Here is an 18861-nt window from a genome sequence, read left to right on the forward strand (position 1 = left end):
TCGGCAGACAAGCCCGTCGAAGGCAAGGAGGCCGTCGGCAGACCTCGCACGCTCGACCAGGCTCCCAAGTCGCCGCGCAAGTCACCCGAGGCGACCTGGCCCAGAGGCGGAAAGGCCCTCGTCGGCCTTTCCCCAGCCGCTCCTGACACCGGGCGTGGCGTGGGAAAGTCCCTGGCCGCCGACAGCTTGCCGGTCACTCTCCTCACCGCACCCGCTGAGCCCAGGGAGCGTGAACAAGCCCCGACTGCGTCCCAGACGGCAGGCAACGCCGAAATCCGTGTCCTGGACCACACGGCGAGCGAGCGCACAGGCGTCGACGGCCTGCTGTTCAGCATCACCCCGCAGCTTCCCGGGACAGGCTTCAAGCCTGCGCCGACGGCCACCAGGGTTCGCGTGGACTACTCCGCGTTCGCCCAGGCATTCGGCGGTGCCTATGCCGCACGCCTGCGGCTGGCCGAGCTCCCTTCCTGCGCCCTCACCACCCCGCACAAAGCCGAGTGCAGGACCTCCGTGCCGCTGGAGACGGTGAACGACACAGAGGAACAGACACTCACCGCCCGCATTCCCCTGCACGCGCCGGCAGCGACCGTACTGGCCGCCGCGCCGGTGTCCTCCGGCGAAAAGGGCGACTACAAGGCTTCTCCGCTGTCACCCTCATCGACCTGGAAGACCGATCTCAACACGGGCGCCTTCGGCTGGTCGTACCCCATGCAGGTTCCGGCCGTCCCCGGCGGCCTCAAACCCGACATCGGTCTCGTCTACTCCTCCTCCGCGATCGACGGCAGAACCGGCAACACCAACAATCAGTCGTCCTGGGTGGGTGACGGCTTCGACCTCTGGCCCGGTTTCATCGAGCGCAGTTACAAGCCGTGCGCCGACGACGACGTCAAGCACACCGACGGGAACAAGCCCGGAGACCTGTGCTGGGCCTACGAGAACGCCACCCTCTCCTTTAACGGGAAATCCGGCGAGCTGGTCCCCGCGGGCGACAACCAGTGGAAGCTGAGGAACGACGATGGCACGAAGATCTCACGCCTGGTCGGCGACGAGCACGACAATGGTGACAACGACAACGAGTACTGGCGGCTGACCAGCCCGGACGGAACCCGGTACTACTTCGGTTACCACAAGCTCAACGGCTGGGCAGCGGGCAAGGACACCACCGACTCGACCTGGACCGTACCCGTCTACGGCAACAACACCGGCGAACCCTGCCACAAGGACACGTTCAAGGACTCGTGGTGCCAGCAGGCGTGGCGCTGGAACCTCGACTACGCGGTCGACCGGCACGGCAACGCGGTCAGCTACTACTACGGCAAGGAGAGCAACTCCTACGGCCGCGACCTCGAGGCCAAGGACGGCACCCCCTACACACGCGGCGGCTACCTCAAGCGCATCGAGTACGGCCTGAAATCCTCCGACCTGTATGCCAAGGCCCTGGCGAAGGTCGACATCGGCAACGCCGAACGATGCCTGCCCGACGACAAACAGGGACTGACCTGCGCGGCAGACACCATAGGCACCAAAAAGCCCTACTGGTACGACACACCCTGGGACCTGAACTGCACAGCGGGCACCGAGTGCGACAAGGGCCGCCTCTCACCGTCGTTCTGGACCCGCAAGCGGCTGACTGACGTCACTACCCGTGTCCTGAAGAGCGACGGAACCTACGCATCCGTCGATTCGTGGAAGCTGAGCCACCGCTGGGGCATGGCCGACACCGACTACCAGCTCCTGCTGGACTCCGTCCAGCACACCGGCCAGTCGGCCACCCCCGCCATCACCCTGCCGAAGACTACCTTTGCCTACACCCAGCGCCCCAACCGTCTCGACAAGACCGGTGACGGCCAAGCGCCTTTCATCAAGGAACGCCTGTCCACCGTCGCCGACGAGACCGGCGGACAGACCGACGTCGTCTACTCGGCACCGGCCTGCGACGGAAGCAGGCTGCCCACCCCCGAGACGAACACCACCCGCTGCTTCCCCCAGTTCACATCGGTTGCCGGCGGCGAGGACCCCACCCAGCAGTGGTTCAACAAGTACGTGGTGGAATCCGTGACCGCCGCCGATCGCACCGGTGGTTCCCCTGACCAGGTCACCCGTTACGAGTACCTCGGCGACGCCGCCTGGCACTTCGACGACGATGATGGTCTGACCAAGGAGAAATTCAAGACCTGGTCGGCCTGGCGCGGCTACGGCCACGTCCGGGTGCAGAAGGGCGGCCAGGGCGCGGGCGGCATGAAATCCCAGGAGGACACCTACTTCCTGCGCGGCATGGACGGAGACAGAAAGAGCAGGGCAGGTGGTACGAAAACGGTCCTTGTTCCCGTCAACATGGATGTGGCCGAAGCCTTTGTCGACCACGAATCCACTGCCGGATTCACCTACCTGAAGGAATCCTATTCCGGCCCGGACGGGAAGGTCCTCTCAAAATCCCTCACCAAACCCTGGCACCACGAGACCGCAAGGAAGACCCGTTCCTGGGGCACCGTCACCGCGAACTTCACCGGCACGGAATCGGCCCGCACCTACACCTCCCTCGACGACGGAGCGGGAACGAAGTGGCGCAATACCGCCACCACCACCGTCCACGACACGGCCACAGGCCGCGCCAGACAGGTCGACGACCACGGCGACACCTCCACCCCCGACGACGACCGCTGCACCCGCACCACTTACGCCGACAACACCGACGCCAACATCCTCAACCTTCCCTCACGTATCGAGACCGTCGCCACCTCCTGCGCAACGGCGACCGTGGACCGCGCGAAAGCCGTCATCTCCGACGTCCGCACCGCCTATGACGGCGGAACCTACGGTGCGACCCCGACAAAGGGCGAAGCCACCAGTGTGGCCACCCTCAACAAGCACGACGGCAAACATGCCGCCTACCTGGAGTCCGCTGCCACCTTCGACGCCTACGGCCGGGCACTGACCGCCACCGACCTCACCGCGGAAGTCGTCTTCGACACCGATGGGACACAACTTTCCACCACCAGGCGTTCCGACGGCCGCACCACCACCACGGCCTACACCCCTGCCACGGGATTCGCCACCACCATCACCACCACCACACCCCCCGCCAAGGCCGACGACGCCACCACCGCGCAGGTCGACAAGAGCATCGTCGACCCGCTCCGCGGTCAGCCGGTGACCACCGTGGACACCAACAACAAACGCACCGACCTCTCCTACGACGCCCTCGGCAGATCCACCAAGGTCTGGCTACCCAACCGCCCCAAGAGCGGCAACGGCATCCCCAGCCTCGAATTCACCTACACCCTCACCGACGGGAAGCCTGTCGCCGTCGGTACCCGGACCCTCAACAACAAGTCCGGCCAGCTAACCTCCTACACCCTCTACGACGGCTTCCTCCGCCCTCGCCAGACCCAGGCCCCAGGACCTGACCGCGGTCGTCTGCTCACCGACACCTTCTACGACGAACGCGGCCTGGCTACCAAGACGTTCACCACCTACTACGCCAACGGCACCCCGGCCGCCACCCTCTTCGCCCCGGACGACGCACGGAAGGTGGAATCACAGACCTGGAACACCTACGACGGCCTCGGCCGCGTCACCAGAACCCAGCAGATCGCCGGCAACAGCGACGTGGGCAAAGTCCTGAACACTACCCGCACCCTCTACGGCGGTGACCGCACCACTGTCATCCCCCCGGCCGGATCCACCGCCACCACGAGCGTCATCGACGCGCGAGGACAGACACGCGAACTGCGCCAACTCCACAGCCACGACCCGGACGCGGACTTCGATACCACCCGTTACGCCTACACCCCCGCCGGCGCACTGGCCCAGGTCACCGACCCCGCAGGTAACTCCTGGTCCTACATCTACGACCAGCAAGGCCGCCGGATCTCCGCCGACGATCCCGACCAGGGAACAATCCTCAGCACCTATGACGACCGCGGCCGGCTGACCTCCACCACCAACGCTCGCAAGACCAGGAACACCCTCTACTACACCTACGACGACCTCGGTCGCAGAACCGAAATCCGGGAAGGCTCTCCCACCGGCGTCAAACTCGCCGAGTGGACCTACGACACCGTCACCAACGGCAAAGGCAGGCCCGCCACCACCACCCGCTACGCGGACGGCAACGCCTTCACTACCCGCGTCGACGAATACGACTCGCTCTACCGGGCCACCCGCACCAGCGTCACCATCCCCGCGATGTCCCCCGACGAGAAACCCCTGGCAGGGACCTACGACTTCGGTACAGCCTACGAAGCTTCAGGTGCCGTGCAGAGCATCGGCCTCCCCCCGGCCGGCTCGCTTCCGGGGAACGTCGTCAGCTACACCTACGACGACATCCTGCGCCCCGTCGGCGCCACCACCTTCGACGGCATCAAAGCCACCGTCAGCAGTTACAGCCTCACTGGCAAGCCACTGCAATCACAACTGAACCGAAACAGCGGCAAGGCCACCCAGGTCACCAACGGCTACGAGTGGGGCACCCAACGCCTGGCCACCACCCGCGTCGACCGGCAGAACGCCCCCGCGCCGGATAAGGCCGCCGCCTACACCTACGACGAGACCGGCAATATCCGGGCACTGTCCGACACAGCTCCCGACGGCACTGACACACAGTGCTTCACCTACGACCATCTCCGCCGCGTCACCGACGAGTGGACCCAGTCGGCAACTGCCTGCGCGGACGCCCCGGCAGGGAACCTGATCGGCGGACCGGCCCCGTACTGGAACTCCTACACCTACGACAAGACCGGCAACCGTCTCACCGAGGAACGCCACGACACAGGCGGTGACAGCGCCAAGGACATCAAGCGCACCTACACCTACCCCGCCGCCGGCAAATCTCAGCCACATGCTCTCACCACTGTTCAGGCGGTCGGCCCAACCGGCACGGCCAAGGACTCCTACACCTACGACCCCACAGGCAACACCATCGCGCGCGCACTCGGCGGCGACACCCAGTCCCTGGACTGGGACACCGAGGGTCACCTCGCGAAGGTCACCGAGCCCAAGGACGACAAGAACACCAAGACCGCCTCGTACATCTACGACGCCGACGGCCGGCGACTGATCGCCCGCACCGACACCAGCACCACCCTCTACCTCGGTACGACCGAGATCACCCTGGCCAAGGGCTCCACCACACCGAAGGCCACCCGCTATCTCGACTTCGGCAACGGCCTGCAAGCCGTCCAGAGCGACGACGGCAGCGCATCCTTCGTCGTTGCGGATCACCTCGGCACCGGCCAACTGGCCATCGACACCATTACCACCACCGCCACCCGGCGCCGTGCCACACCCTTCGGCGCCCCGCGCGGAGAGCAGCCGAAGACCTGGCCCGGAACCAAAGGCTTCGTCGGCGGCACCACCGACCCCACCACCGGTCTCACCCATCTCGGCGCACGCGAATACGACCCCCAGACCGGCCGCTTCATCAGCGTCGACCCCCTCATGGACCTGGCCGACCCCCAGCAGAACCACGGCTACACCTATGCCAACAACAACCCCGCCACTCTGTCGGACCCCACCGGACTGATGCCCGGGGACTGCGCGCTGATCGGCGTCAGCTGCACACGTCACGTGGACGGCAGCTGGGATGTGGAGCCCAACGACAACTACCGGGGTGCCCCGACAGAGAACGACATCGAAAGCGAAGCCCGGGTCGTCAAGCTCCGCAACTACTCCCAATGCGGCATAGGAAGGTGCGGATACGCGGGCATGCCGGCCCCCGCACGGCAAAGACACATAGAGACCACGTACAGGGCCGAGCCTAAATGGGTACAGGTCGTCAACACGGTTGTTGAGACCGTCCCGAAGGTCGTCGGCCCCGACGTGGAGGCATGGGAAGACTGTGGGAACCTTGAGATATCGGGGTGCGCATGGGCCGCGACCGATGTGCTGCCGTGGGGAAAGATCGGCAAGATCGGAAAATTCCTCAAGGACAGCAGGATTCTCGAGGAAGCCGCCGAGGGATCCGAGAGGGTCGCCAAGCAGTGCCACAGCTTTCTCCCCGGCACCGAAGTCCTGCTGGCCGACGGCACCAGCAAGAAGATCGAAGAGGTCGAGACCGGCGACCATGTGCTGGCCACCGACCCCGAGACAGGCGAGACAACAGCCCGGGAAGTAGTGGCCGGCATCGTCACCGAGGACGACAAGGACTTCACCGAGCTCACCGTGGAGACCGACGAGGGCGGCGCTGCCCTCGTCGCCACCGATACACACCCCTTCTGGGACACCCGGGAGAACACGTGGGCCGACGCGGGACAAGTCCGGCCCGGGAATCGGCTGCGCACCGCGGACAACGGTGCGGTCACAGTCCAGTCGGCCACCCATTTCCGCAAGCGGCAGCGCACGCATGACCTCACGGTCTCCGGTACCCACACGTATTATGTGCTGGCGGGCACCACGCCGGTCCTCGTCCACAACTGCGATGTCGGGTCCGCGGATCTTGCTCATCTGACCGACAGAGCCGATGACTTGCATTCTCTCATCCCCTCTGGCGGGCAGCGCTACAGGACTACGGGGGTGCTGCATGCCGATGGAATCGGCGGGGGAATCGACCTGTCAGCCGTCGGGGCGAGGAGCAACCTCACCTTGATCCAAAGGGCAGACTCCCTTGACGCGGGAGAGTTGGCGATCTCGGCGACCAATGGTGCACATGCTGAAGTCAAGCTTGTCACCGCAGCCCAGCATCTAGGTCTTCGTCCCGGAGGGATAGCCGCGAGCAGGCCCTTCTGTCCTGCTTGTTCCCAGTTCCTAACGGGTCAGGGAGCGACACTTATGAGCCCGCGAACTGCCCTCTGGCTTCCGCCCGGCGTAGGGTAGTTTCCGATCATGGCGGCGTCGAAAGGATTCTGCGTGCTCGCAAAAGAAGAGATCAACCAGATCAGGTCGGCCTGTGATGAGCTGGCTCTGGAGAGAGTCTTGGCGCTCTCTCTGGCGGCGGCCCATAGGACTCTTCCTGTCTATCAGGCGTACAGCGAGGCCCATGCTGGACTTGGGGGACACGGATTGGTCCACGACGGGCTGGTCGGTGCTTGGCGAGTTCTACGTGCCAGGCCGGGTGCTTCTTTCGGAGAACTCGCCCCTAGGGTCGAGGCTGCAATAAGAGGAGCGGAGTCGGACCTTGAGTTGATTAACGGAGCTGAAGGCTTCGGCCTCCCGGAGGCGTTGGTTGTGGAGTCGATTTCCGCTGCAACTCTTGCGCTATGCGCTTATCTTGGGAGATCCCGAAATGATTCATTCAATGCGCTTGTCGGTGCACTGGAAGTCGACAGGGTGTGGGCGGAGGGAGAAGTCGGTAAGTCAGAGACTGAGGGGGTTGTTCTGTGGGACAGCTTGATGACTCATTATCGGCAGCAAATGCGCGACATCGCTGCCCTGTGCGGCGCCGGCGATGCCGATGAGAAATCACTCTTCCGTGACATGGCGATGCGTGCGGAGCGAGAAGGTATGCCTTTTCTCGCAAAAATGAGGAGCCTCGTGTCAACCGCGTCCTATTGACCCCTATTGGGTAGCGGTGAAGGTCGAATCCTCGGCGTCCGAGTACTCCGCCGGATTTCCAGCGGGGTACTTGAGGCCTGGGCGGCAGCGTCGACGGAAGAGGCTGCGGCAGGTGGATTGTCAAGGCCGTCGTTGCCCGGGCCGAGGGCATCGGGGGCGAAGGCTCGGCGCTGGAGACGGGGATCGGACATACGCGCCGCTCCTTGAGCGGCCTCCCCGGTGACCCGCCCATCCGATCCTGCCCGCGCAGCGTCACGCGGCGCCCTGGCCATGGACTCCGGCCCGCCCCGGCCCCGGGCAAACCCACTGGCGACCCCCGCCCAGCCTGCACCCGACAATGGGCCTCAACCCGTACCCGCCCCGCACCCCGGAGAGGCACCCACCCATGAGCACAGCGCAGCGCCCCCGCACCGGAGGCGACCTGGTTCTCGAATCGCTGGCCGCGCTCGGCGCGGACACCGTCTTCGGGCTGCCCGGTCAGCACGCCCTCGGCCTCTTCGACGCGCTGCGCCGTTCCCGGCTGCGCTACGTGGGGCTGCGTACGGAGAACAACGCCGGGTTCGCCGCCGACGCCCACGCCCGGCTGACCGGCACGGTCACCCCGCTGCTGGTCTCCACCGGCCCCGGCGCCCTGATGACGCTGGCCGCCCTCCAGGAGTCGGCCGCCGCCTCCGCCCCCGTGCTGGGCATCTCCAGCCAGATCCCCACCGCCGGACTCGGCGGCGGGCGCAAGGGGTACCTGCACGAACTGCGCGACCAGCAGGCATCGTTCCGCGACGTCGTCAAGCGCACGTACACCGTCCGTACCGCCTCCCAGATCCCCTCCACGCTGGCCGACGCCTGGCGGCAGGCCCTCGCGGCACCGGCCGGGCCGGTCTGGGTGGAGATCCCGCAGGACGTCCTCCTGGCCGACGTCGCCGTCCCGCCCGTACGCGCCCTCGACGCCGCCCCCTCTCCGCTCACGCCCCGCCCGGAGCTGATCGAGGAGGCGGCCGCCGCCCTCGGCGCCGCCGCCCGGCCCGCAGTCCTGGCCGGCGGCGGCGTCGTACGTGCCGGCGCCCAGCGGGCCCTGCGGACGCTGGCGGAGAAGCTGGACGCGCCGGTGGCCTGCACCTTCGGCGGCAAGGGCGCCTTCCCCTGGGAGCACCCGCTCTCCCTGCGCTCGTGGCTGGAGGACCGGCACACCACCGACCTGCTGGAGGACGCCGACGTCCTCCTCGTCGCCGGGTCCGGCCTGGGTGAACTCTCCTCGAACTACCACACGTTCCGCCCGCGCGGCCGGGTGATCCAGATCGAGGCGGACCTGGGCAAGCTGGAGTCCAACCACCCCGCCCTCGCCCTGTACGCCGATGCCGGCCCGGCCCTGGACGCCCTCGCCCGAACCGTCACCGCCCGCCCGGCCGGCGAAGGGGCACGGCGGGCCCGCACCCTGCTGGAGAAGGTGCACGCCCGTATCGCCGGGCAGGACCTGGAGACCGAGCAGCGGGTCCTGGCCGCCGTGCGCGAGGCCCTGCCCGACGACGCCCCCAGCTTCTGGGACATGACGATCCTCGGCTACTGGGCGTGGTCCGCCTTCGACCCCCGCTCCGGCCCCTTCCACTCCGCCCAGGGCGCCGGCGGCCTGGGCTACGCCTTCCCCGCCGCCCTCGGCGCGGCCACCGCCGATCCCGCCCGCCCCGTCCTGGCCGTCTCCGGCGACGGCGGGGCGATGTACTCGATCGCCGAACTGGCCACCGCCCGCCAGTACGACCTGCCCGTCACCTGGCTCATCGTCGACGACGGCGGTTACGGCATCCTGCGCGAGTACATGACCGACGCCTTCGGCCAGGCCACGGCCACCGAACTGGCCCGCCCCGACTTCACCGCCCTGGCCGCCTCCTTCGGCGTGCCCGCCACCCGCACCACCCCGGCCCGCCTGGGCGAGGACCTGGCCAAGGCGCTTGCCGCACCCGGCCCCTCCGTCGTCGTCCTCCCCGCCGTCCTGAAGATGTTCGCCCCTACGCACCTGTGATCCCGGGCGTGGCGGGAGGGCACTTCCCCCGCCCGTTACGGTGGACCGATGACCGATCTGTGGAGCCCGGACGCCCCCGGCGTCCTGCGCCTGCCCTCCGGGTGCCTGGTCCGCGGCCGCGGGCTGCGCCGCCCGCTGCCGGACGGTCCCGTCCCGGCCTACGCCGTCCACCTGCTCGGCAAGCAGCCCCCCGAGGTGCCCTGGGAGACGGCATGGCTGCGCTGGCCGGACTTCCGGCTGCCCGCCGACCCCGCCGAGGCCCGGGCCGTTCTGCTCCGGGTGTGGGAGCGGGCCGCGGGGGAGCGGGTGGAGGTCGCCTGCGGCGGCGGGCGCGGCCGTACGGGCACGGCCCTGGCCTGCCTCGCCGTCCTCGACGGCGTACCGCCCGCCCGCGCGGTGGAGTTCGTCCGCCGCCACTACGACCGGCACGCGGTGGAGACTCCCTGGCAGAAGCGCTACGTCCGCCGCTTCACCCCTTGAGCGCGCCCGGCCCGCTCCCCGGCCCGGGCCGTGTCCATCCGGCCGCGCGCACCCATGTGTGGGCGAGAGCGCCGAACGCGGCGGCGGCGGCGCTGCGGTACGCGCTCTCCCGGCGCAGCAGGGTGACGGTCCGGGTGGGCAGCGGCGGATCGAGCGGTACGGGGTGCAGGTGGGGGTGATCGCGGGTGATCGCGTCGGGCAGTACGGTGGCCAGGGCGGTGTGCCGGACGATCTCGGTCAGCGCGTTGATGGAATTGGCCTCCACCGCGATGGCGGGCTGCACACCCTGCCCGGCGAAATAGGCGTCGATGTGCCCGCGGGTGGCGAAGTCGCCGCTGAGCAACGCCAGTTGATGCCCGGCCAGCTCCCGTACCGGCAGCTCCTGCACCGGCAGCTCCTGCACCGCCGGTTCCCGCGCCGCCGGTTCCCGTACCGGCAGCTCCCGCGCCTCCGTCTCCGCGCGCGGCTCCCCGCCGCCCGCCCGCGGATGGCCGGGCCCCACCACCAGACTCAGGGCCTCGGTGAACAGAGCCTCCCCCGCCACGCCCGGCAGGTGCGCCCCGCTGAACGCGATCCCCAGATCCACCTCGTCGGCCAGCAGCGCCGACTCGATGCGGTCCTGAGTCAGCTCCCGGACCTCCAGGGTGACCCCCGGGTGGCGGGCGTGGAACCGCGCCACCAGCGGGCCGATCAGATACGCGGTGAACGTCGGCGTCATCGCCAGGCGCAGCGTCCCCACGCTGAGGTCCCGCACATCCAGGACGGCGCGCTCGGCGGCGGCCAGGTCCCGCAGCGCCGACCGGGCGTAGTGCGTGTAGGCCCGGCCCGCGTCGGTCAGCCGCACCGTGCGCCCGGTGCGGTCGAGCAGCTGCGCCTTGAGCTCCTTCTCCAGCTGTCTGACCTGCTGGGAGAGCGTGGGCTGGGAGATGTGCAGGGCTTCGGCGGCCCGGGTGAAGCTCGCGTGCTCGGCCACCGCCAGCAGATACCGCAGATGACGCAGTTCCATGACCTACCACCACACTCCACCGCGCGCACGCACCGGCGCGCACGCACCACACCCGGACCCGTGGCCGGGACCACGGGAAACCACCTATAGACACGACCAATGGAAGTCATGCCTTTCGCGACTTGGACACTATAGGCACAGGTCATGCAGAGTGAATGACGTCGGCCCCACCGACACACCGCCCGATCAAGGGAGTGACCATGCACCACCTCACCGAGGGAGTCCGCAGCTTTCAGCGGGATGTCTTCCCCGCCCGCGCGGAGCTCTTCGCACACCTCGCCACGACCCACCGGCCCGGCACCCTGTTCATCGGCTGCTCCGACGCCCGCGTCGTGCCCGAGCTGCTCACCCGGCGTGAGCCGGGAGAGCTCTTCGTCATCCGCACGGCGGGCAACCTCGTGCCGGCCTACGGTCAGGCCGCCGACGGAGTGGCGGCGAGCATCGAGTACGCCGTCGCCGTCCTGGGCGTCAGTGACGTCGTCGTCTGCGGCCACTCCGCCTGCGGGGCCATGACCGCCCTCGCCGACGGCCACGACCTCACCACCCTGCCCGCCGTCGCCGGCTGGCTGCGCCACGCGGACGCCGCCCGGGCCCGCGCCGTTCCGGCCGGGGGCACCGAGGACGACGTCGCCGCGCTGGTGCGCGCCAACGTCCTCGCCCAGCTGGCGAACCTCGCCACCCACCCGTCCGTCGCCCGCGCCCTCGCCCGCCGCACGCTGACCCTGCACGGCTGGGTCTACGACATCGGAACCGGAGCCGTCGAGGAACTCGACGCCATGAGCGGCGACTTCGCCGACCTCGCCGCCTGACCCACCCCGGCCCCATCACCCGTATCACCCAAATCGTCCCCGTGTGCCCAGGCATCTTCGCCGGGGCGGGGAGCACCCGTACCCGAAAGGACACCTTTCCCATGATTCACGCTCAGTTCGACGCCACCGCCCGCGAGCAGCTCGCCGTCCAGGCCGTCGCGGCCAAGACCGCCAAGGACCTCTCCTGGCAGGACCTGGCCGACGCCGCCGGCCTGTCGGTCGCCTTCGTCACCGCCGCCGTGCTCGGCCAGCACCCCCTGCCCGAGGCGTCGGCCAAGGCCGTCGCCGCCCTGCTGGGCCTGGACGACGACGCGGCGGCCCTGCTGCAGACCATCCCGACCCGCGGCTCGATCCCCGGCGGCATCCCCACCGACCCGACCATCTACCGCTTCTACGAGATGCTCCAGGTCTACGGCACCACCCTCAAGGCCCTGGTGCACGAGCAGTTCGGTGACGGAATCATCAGCGCGATCAACTTCAAGCTGGACGTGAAGAAGGTCGCCGACCCCGAGGGCGGCGAGCGTGCCGTGATCACCCTCGACGGCAAGTACCTGCCGACCAAGCCGTTCTGACACAAGCCCAGCCCCTGAGGGCGGGAAACCGGGGGAGGGGCGGGCCGTCGTCGGCGGCCCGCCCCCTCACCCCCTCTTCTCGCGCCATCCCGTACACACGCCACCCGGGGAGCCCCCATGGACTTCATCCAGCGCACCATCGACCTCGCCCGCCGCAACGTCGAGGAAGGCGGCCGCCCCTTCGCGACCGTCATCGTCAAGGACGGCGAGGTCCTCGCCGAGAGCCCCAACCTCGTCGCCCAGACCAGCGACCCCACCACCCACGCGGAGATCCTCGCCATCCGCGAGGCGTGCACCCGGCTCGGTACCGAGCATCTGACCGGCACCACCATCTACGTCCTGGCCCACCCCTGCCCGATGTGCCTGGGCTCCCTCTACTACTGCAGCCCCGACGAGGTCGTCTTCCTCACCGGCCGCGACGACTACGCCCCCCACTACGTGGACGACCGCAAGTACTTCGAACTCGACACTTTCTACGCCGAGTTCGCCAAGGACTTCACCGACCGCCGGCTGCCCATGCGCCACGAGCCCCGCGCCGCCGCCACCGATGTCTACCGGGCCTGGCAGGAGCGCAACCACGGCGGGCGCCGCGTAGCGGGCGCCCCCACCGCCGCCTGACCGCTCTCCCGAAGCCGCCACCCGCCGCGCACGGCAGCGGTGCCCGGCCGTCCCGCACACCCCCCCTGGGGCAGCCCCTGGGGGGTGTGCGGGCGATTCCCGCAATCCCCCGTTCCCCGGCGAGATCTTCACATAGAGTCCCGGCCATGCCCGGTCGTGCCCGGCCGCAATGCGTGAACAGGTGCGAGCATCGCGTGCCCGTTCCCAGCTGCCCGGCCGCACCGGCGCCCGGGGCGGTGGGGCAAGGGGAGCGGGAGCACCGTAGTGCGGGAACAACAGGAACAACGGGATCAGCAGAGACATCCAGATCAGCAGGAACGTCCGGAACAGCGGAAACAGGAACACCGCGAACGGCGGAAACAACGCGAGTGGCCGGCACAGCCGGACCGGCGCGAGCGGCTGACGACGAAACCGACGGCAGCCCTCAAGATCGGCGTCGTCGGAATGGGCCCCCGCGGCCTGTCCGTGCTCGAACGCCTCATGGAGAACGCCCGCGCCCACCCCGGCCCCCCGGTCGTCGTCGAGCTGTTCGAGCCGCGGCGCTTCGGCTCCGGCGAGGTCTGGCGCACCGACCAGCCACCCGGCCTGATCATGAACATCGTGGCCTGCCAGATCACCGCCTTCGCCGACACCACCGTGCGGATGTCCGGCCCCGTGCGCCCGGGCCCGAGCCTGTACGGGTGGGCGGTGGCCCTGGCGGCCGGGCGCATACCCGGCTCCTACCCGCCCGGGGTCCTCGCCGAGGCCCGCCGCACCCATCCGGGCAGCTACTGCCGCAGGTCCTTCTACGGCCACTACCTCGAGTGGGCCTACCGCGAGGTCCTGCGCCGCCGCCCCGCCCGCCTGACCGTACGCGGCCACCGCACCCGTATCGTCGCCGTCGCCGACACCCCCGGCGGCCGCCAGCGCCTGACCTGCCAGGAGGGCAGGACCTTCGAGGTGGACGAGCTGGTCCTGGCCACCGGCCACGCCGGCGTGCGTCCCAGCGGCGAGGAGGAGACGTTCACCCGTTTCGCCGCCCGCGTCGGCGGTGCCTACCACCGGCCCGCCAACCCCGCCGACACCCGCCTGGACGCCCTCGAACCGGGCCGTCCCCTCCTCGTCCGCGGGCTCGGCCTCTGCTTCTTCGACCACCTGACCCTGCTCACCTCGGGCCGGGGCGGCACCTTCGGCCGGGCCGACGACGGGCGCCTGCGCTATGTGCCCTCCGGCGACGAACCCCACCTGGTGTGCGGCTCACGCAGGGGCGTACCCCTGCACGGCAGGGCGGACAACGAGAAGGGCGAGGGCCGTCACGAACCCCTCTTCGTCACCCAGGAGGCCATCGAGGACCTGCGCGGGCGGGCGGGCCCCGGCGGTGCGCTGGACTTCCGCCGGGACTGCTGGCCGCTGATCGCGAAGGAGGTCGAGACCGTCTACTACACCCGGCTGGTGGCGGAGGCCGCCCCGGAAGCCACCGCCCGGGAATTCCACGCCCTCTACGTCACCGCCCCCTGGTCCACCGATGCCGAGCACCAGATCCTGCGCAAGTTCCACCTCCCCGAACACCGGTGGTGGCACTGGGCGGAGGTGGCCCGGCCCTGGAGCGGCGCGGACGTGGTCTCGCCGCCCGCCTGGCGGGCCTTCCTACGCGCGTACCTGCTGGCGGACGTGGCCGAGGCCCGCCGCGGCAACCTCACCAGCGCCCGGAAATCGGCCCTGGACGTCCTGCGCGACATCCGCAACGAGATGCGCGCGATGATGAACGACGGCGGCATCGAGGCGGGCTCCTACCGCGCGGACGTGCGTGGCTGGTTCACTCCGCTGCACGCCTATCTGTCGCTGGGGCCGCCCTGGACCCGTGTCGAGGAACTGGTGGCCCTCCTCGACGCCGGGATCGTCGAGGTGGCCGGCCCCGGCTTCACCGTCACCCCCGACGAGGGCGAGGGCTGCTTCACCGCACGCTCGGCCGTCCCCGGCCGCACCTGGCGCGCCACCGCCCTCCTCGACGCCCGGCTTCCCGAGGTGGACCTCGCCCGCACCGCCAACCCCGTCCTGGCCCACCTCAGGGACCGTCACCAGCTGACCTCCTTCACGATCCGGCCCGCCGCGGCCCGGCCCGCCGCCGGGGCCCACGGCACCGGCGCCCGTGCCGTCGCCCCCCGTGCCGCCGGGGCTCACGTCACCGGTGCTCATGTCACCGGGGGAGTGGCCGTCACCGGCCGCCCCTTTCGCACCATCGGCGGGGACGGCACCGTCCACCCCCGCCGGTACGTGTACGGGGTGCCGACCGAGGGAGCGAACTGGGTGACCGAGACCGGCATCCGCCCCTACGTCAACTCCGCCACCGTCGGCGACAGCGACGCCATCGCCCGCAGCGTCCTCGGCCTTCCCGCCTGACGTCCCCGGGCCCGGCCGACCCCTCCTCCTGCCCCCGGGCCCCCGCCTCGGGGTCCCCCGGACGGCGCAAGAGCCGACAAGCGCCCACGCCTCACACCCATCAGTGTGGTGGGTGTGAGGGATGAATCGTTGGTGTTTTTCCCCGAGAGCCCTGAGGACCCCTTCTCGGTCGCGAGCGCGGCTTCGGCTGTGCTGGATCACCAGGGGAGGGTGGTGGGCTGGGGTGCCCTGGCGGAGGCTCTCATGGGTTACCGTGCGGCGGAGGTGATGGGCCGGCCCGCCCTGGAGGCCCTGGTACACCCCGACGACCACCAGCGGGCCGTCCACGCCGCCGCGCAATGCGCGCGTGCCCCGGGCTGGTTCGGTCTCCTGCCCGTTCTGCACCGCGACGGTCACCGCACCCATGTGGGCGTACGAGCCCGCCGGGTGACCCGCGAGGGGCCCGGCCACGAGTGGTTCGTGGTCGCCGCCCCCGCTCAGGACGTCATCCAGTGGGAGACCGACCGCTCCGTGCTGGACAACCTCTTCCGCCGCTCACCCATCGGCCTCGCCGTGCACGCCCCTGACCTGCGTGTCCTGCGCGTGAACCGGGCCCTGGCCCGGATCGGCGGCCTCACCCCCGAGCAGGCCCGCGGGCACCGCATGGCGGATTTCCTGGTGGAGGCCGATGCCCGTACCGCCGAGGACCGGCTGCGTGAGGTCCTGGCCACGGGCCGCCCCACCATTTTCACCGAGCAGTCCTGCCGCCTGCTCATCGAGCCCGACCGCGAGCGTTTCGTATCGGTCTCGGCGTTCCGCCTGGAGGATTCCACCGGGCGGACCCTGGGCGTCACCCAGTTGGTCGAGGACGTCACCGAGGCCCATCGTGCCCGTCTGCGGCTGGCTCTGCTGGGGGAGGCCGGGGCACGTATCGGCACGACGCTGGACGTGGCCACCACGGCCCGTGAGCTCGCCGAGGTGATAGTTCCCGATCTCGCGGATTGCGCCACCGTGGATCTCCTGGATCCTGTCAGCCGTGGTGAGGAACCCTCGCAGGACGGTTTCGGTCCCGTCCGGCGCACGGCCATGTCCTGCGACGTCCCGCACACCGATGACGTCCTGAACCCGCTGGGCTCGCTGATCCATTTCCCGCCCGGTACTCCTCAGGGGCGTTGTCTGGCCGAGCAGGTCCCTCTCCTCGTCCCCCGCCTGGAGACCCCCGGCGATCTGGACACGGTCGCCCAGGAACGTGCCCCCGAGGCCCGGGCCCTGGGTGTCCACTCGGTGATGATGCTGCCCCTGGCCGCCCGCGGCCTCGTCCTGGGGCTGGTCACCCTGTGGCGTTCGCGCAGCCCCGAGGCTTTCGAGGACGACGACCTCACCCTGGCGGGGGAGTTCGCCGCCCGTGCGGCGGTGTCCATCGACAACGCCCGCCGTTACACCCGCCAGCATCTGGCGGCCCTCACCCTCCAGCACCGCCTCCTGCCGGGCGAGCTGCCCGATCTGCCCGCCGCCGAAATCGCCCACTGCTACATCCCGGCCGGCGCGGTCGAAGGGGTCGGAGGGGACTGGTTCGATGTCATCCCGCTCTCCGGGGCCCGGGTGGCCCTGGTCGTCGGTGACGTCATCGGACACGGCATCGACGCCGCCGCGACCATGGGCCGGCTGCGCACCGCCGTCCACACCCTGGCCGAGCTCGACCTCGATCCCGAAGAGGTCCTCTCCCACCTCGACGACCTCGTCCACCGCCTGGCCGCCGAGCAGGAGACCAACAGCCAGGATTTCCCCCAGGACCAGGTCACCGGCGCCAGCTGTCTCTACGCCGTCTACGACCCCATCTCCCGGTCCTGCTCCCTGGCCCGCGCCGGCCACCCCCCGCCCGCCGTGAGGACCCCCGACGGACACGTCACCTTCCCCGACCTCCCCGCCGGGCCGCCCCTGGGCCTGGGGGGCCTGCCCTTCGAGAGCCTCGAACTCCACCTCCCCGAAGGCAGCCTCCTCGCCCTTTACACCAACGGCCTCATCCACGCCCCCGAGCACGACATCGACACCATGCTCGACCGGCTCGCCCACCACCTCGCCGCCCCCGCCCGCACCGTCACCGAGACCGCCCACGCCGTCGTCGGCGCCCTGCTGCCCGCCCACCCGGCCGACGACGTCGCCCTCCTCCTGGCCCGCACCCGGGTCCTGCCCGACGACCGTGTCGCCACCTGGACCCTGCCGGCCGACGCCCGCGCCGCCTCCCACGCCCGCACCCTGATGACCCGGCAACTGGCCACCTGGAACCTCGACGAACTGACCTTCACCACCGAACTCGTCGTCAGCGAACTGGTCACCAACGCCTACCGCTACGCGCCCGGTGGCCCGGTCACCCTGCGCCTGATCCTGGGCCCCCACCTCATCTGCGAGGTCTCCGACACCAGCAACACGGCACCCCACCTGCGCCGCGCCCGCACCACCGATGAAGGCGGCCGGGGCCTGTTCCTTGTAGCCCAGCTCACCGAACGCTGGGGCACCCGCTACGGGCGGGAGGGCAAGACCGTCTGGACCGAACAGCGCCTGCCATGAGCCCGTCCGCCCCCCGGGCAGGCCGTCCCCGCACGCCCCTGGGCACCCGGGTGGCCTACGCGATGGCCGTGACCACCACCGTCTCCGCCCTCTTGTGGGCCGGTCTGGTCCTCACCCATCTCAAGCACCCCACGTTCCCGAACATCCAGATCAGCTCCGGCATGAGCCTGGTCATCCTCGGCCTGGGCCTCGCCCTGCCGGGTACCGCTTTCGTCGCCCGCGGCTCCGGCCGTTCCCTCCGTCGGCCGGCCCCGGGACACCCCGGCCACGGGCTCCGCCGACCGGTGGCCCGAGCGGTGAGGGCCGGCCGGGGCCGCGGGGCCGTGGAGCCGCAGGGGGTCAGGTCACTTGCTCAGGGTCCATTCGCCGGTGTCCTTGGCGAAGCCGGAGTCCAGCGCGAACCGGACGGAGGCGGGCTTGGTGTTCTCCGGCACGGAGAACACCACCCAGCCCGTGGCCTTCTGCCCCGCGGCCAGGTTCACGGTGGCCGGTATGGAGGGGCCTTCGCTGATCCGGCCGATGCTCTGGGTGAAGACCTGACCCTGTGCGTCGAGGACCTTCGCGCCGTTGGAGGGGCTGTCCTCGTAGCCGGTCGTGCCGGTGTTGACGAGCTCGAACTGGGCGGCGACCCACCGCTTGCCCGCGGACGGCTGGAGGTACTTGTTGGAGCTGTGGGCCGGGTCGGCCCACTTCTTCAGCGTGACCGCGACCTGCGAGCCCGCCTTCTTCCCCTTCAGGGTGAAGGTGGCGCCGACGGCGTGCCCGCCTCCGCTGCCCTTGCCGGGTGCGGCGCTCGACGCCGCCGGCGCGGGGGCGCTGCTGTGCTGCCCGGCGGGCGCGCTGCCCGAGGGCCGGCCGCCGGTGTCCTCGGTGCCGTTGTCGCAGGCGGTGGCGGTGGCGGCGAGCGCGATGACGGCCGCGGCGACGGTGAACTGACGACGCACTGGT

General features: G+C 70.0%; 11 protein-coding genes. 9 read left to right on the forward strand and 2 right to left on the reverse strand.

Annotation, left to right across the window (positions count from 1 at the left end):
• Nucleotides 1-159 precede the first annotated feature (159 nt).
• The 4 genes from AF335_RS09160 to AF335_RS09170 all read left to right on the forward strand — a co-directional run bounded on the left by AF335_RS09160 (nt 160) and on the right by AF335_RS09170 (nt 9982).
• Nucleotides 160-6813, forward strand: coding sequence for an RHS repeat-associated core domain-containing protein (locus AF335_RS09160; protein WP_311775610.1), 6654 nt, complete (start codon nt 160-162; stop codon nt 6811-6813).
• A gap of 33 nt (nt 6814-6846) precedes the next feature.
• The gene (locus AF335_RS33995; RefSeq protein WP_146045480.1) at nt 6847-7491 is read left to right on the forward strand and encodes a hypothetical protein; all 645 of its coding nucleotides are present in this window, start codon (nt 6847-6849) and stop codon (nt 7489-7491) included.
• 385 nt (nt 7492-7876) lie between these two features.
• A complete protein-coding gene (locus AF335_RS09165) occupies nt 7877-9502 on the forward strand; it encodes a thiamine pyrophosphate-binding protein (protein ID WP_228773434.1) in 1626 nt (541 codons plus the stop codon).
• A 48-nt stretch (nt 9503-9550) separates the two neighbouring features.
• Entirely contained in the window at nt 9551-9982 is a 432-nt protein-coding gene (locus AF335_RS09170; RefSeq protein ID WP_102917768.1) for a protein-tyrosine phosphatase family protein, read from the forward strand.
• Here the strand turns inward: AF335_RS09170 and cynR are convergent.
• The gene (gene cynR / locus AF335_RS09175) at nt 9972-10988 is read right to left on the reverse strand and encodes a transcriptional regulator CynR (RefSeq protein WP_102917769.1); all 1017 of its coding nucleotides are present in this window, start codon (nt 10986-10988) and stop codon (nt 9972-9974) included. The genes AF335_RS09170 and cynR overlap by 11 nt on opposite strands.
• A 200-nt stretch (nt 10989-11188) precedes the next feature.
• Here cynR and AF335_RS09180 point away from each other — a divergent pair, with 200 nt between their 5' ends.
• The 5 genes from AF335_RS09180 (at nt 11189) to AF335_RS09200 (ending at nt 17913) form a co-directional block, all read left to right on the forward strand.
• Nucleotides 11189-11797 carry a carbonic anhydrase gene (locus AF335_RS09180; protein WP_102917770.1) on the forward strand — a complete coding sequence of 203 codons (609 nt, stop codon included), beginning with the start codon at nt 11189-11191 and terminating at the stop codon, nt 11795-11797.
• Nucleotides 11798-11898: 101 nt separating this feature from the next.
• On the forward strand, nt 11899-12369 hold the full coding sequence (gene cynS, locus AF335_RS09185) for a cyanase (protein WP_102917771.1): 471 nt from the start codon (nt 11899-11901) through the stop codon (nt 12367-12369).
• A 117-nt stretch (nt 12370-12486) separates the two neighbouring features.
• A complete protein-coding gene (locus tag AF335_RS09190) occupies nt 12487-12987 on the forward strand; it encodes a nucleoside deaminase (RefSeq protein WP_102917772.1) in 501 nt (166 codons plus the stop codon).
• Nucleotides 12988-13431: 444 nt separating this feature from the next.
• Nucleotides 13432-15366: an FAD/NAD(P)-binding protein gene (locus AF335_RS09195; RefSeq protein WP_102917773.1), complete on the forward strand. Its 1935-nt coding sequence runs from the start codon at nt 13432-13434 to the stop codon at nt 15364-15366.
• Nucleotides 15367-15480: 114 nt separating this feature from the next.
• Complete coding sequence (locus AF335_RS09200) at nt 15481-17913, forward strand: SpoIIE family protein phosphatase (RefSeq protein WP_184743839.1); 2433 nt, start codon at nt 15481-15483, stop codon at nt 17911-17913.
• A gap of 344 nt (nt 17914-18257) precedes the next feature.
• Here AF335_RS09200 and AF335_RS09205 read toward each other — a convergent pair whose 3' ends face one another.
• Nucleotides 18258-18857, reverse strand: coding sequence for a DUF4352 domain-containing protein (locus AF335_RS09205; RefSeq protein ID WP_170127642.1), 600 nt, complete (start codon nt 18855-18857; stop codon nt 18258-18260).
• Nucleotides 18858-18861: the final 4 nt, after the last annotated feature.

This window comes from Streptomyces eurocidicus (assembly GCF_002891295.1).
In the GTDB taxonomy this organism is placed as follows: Bacteria; Actinomycetota; Actinomycetes; order Streptomycetales; family Streptomycetaceae; genus Streptomyces; species Streptomyces eurocidicus.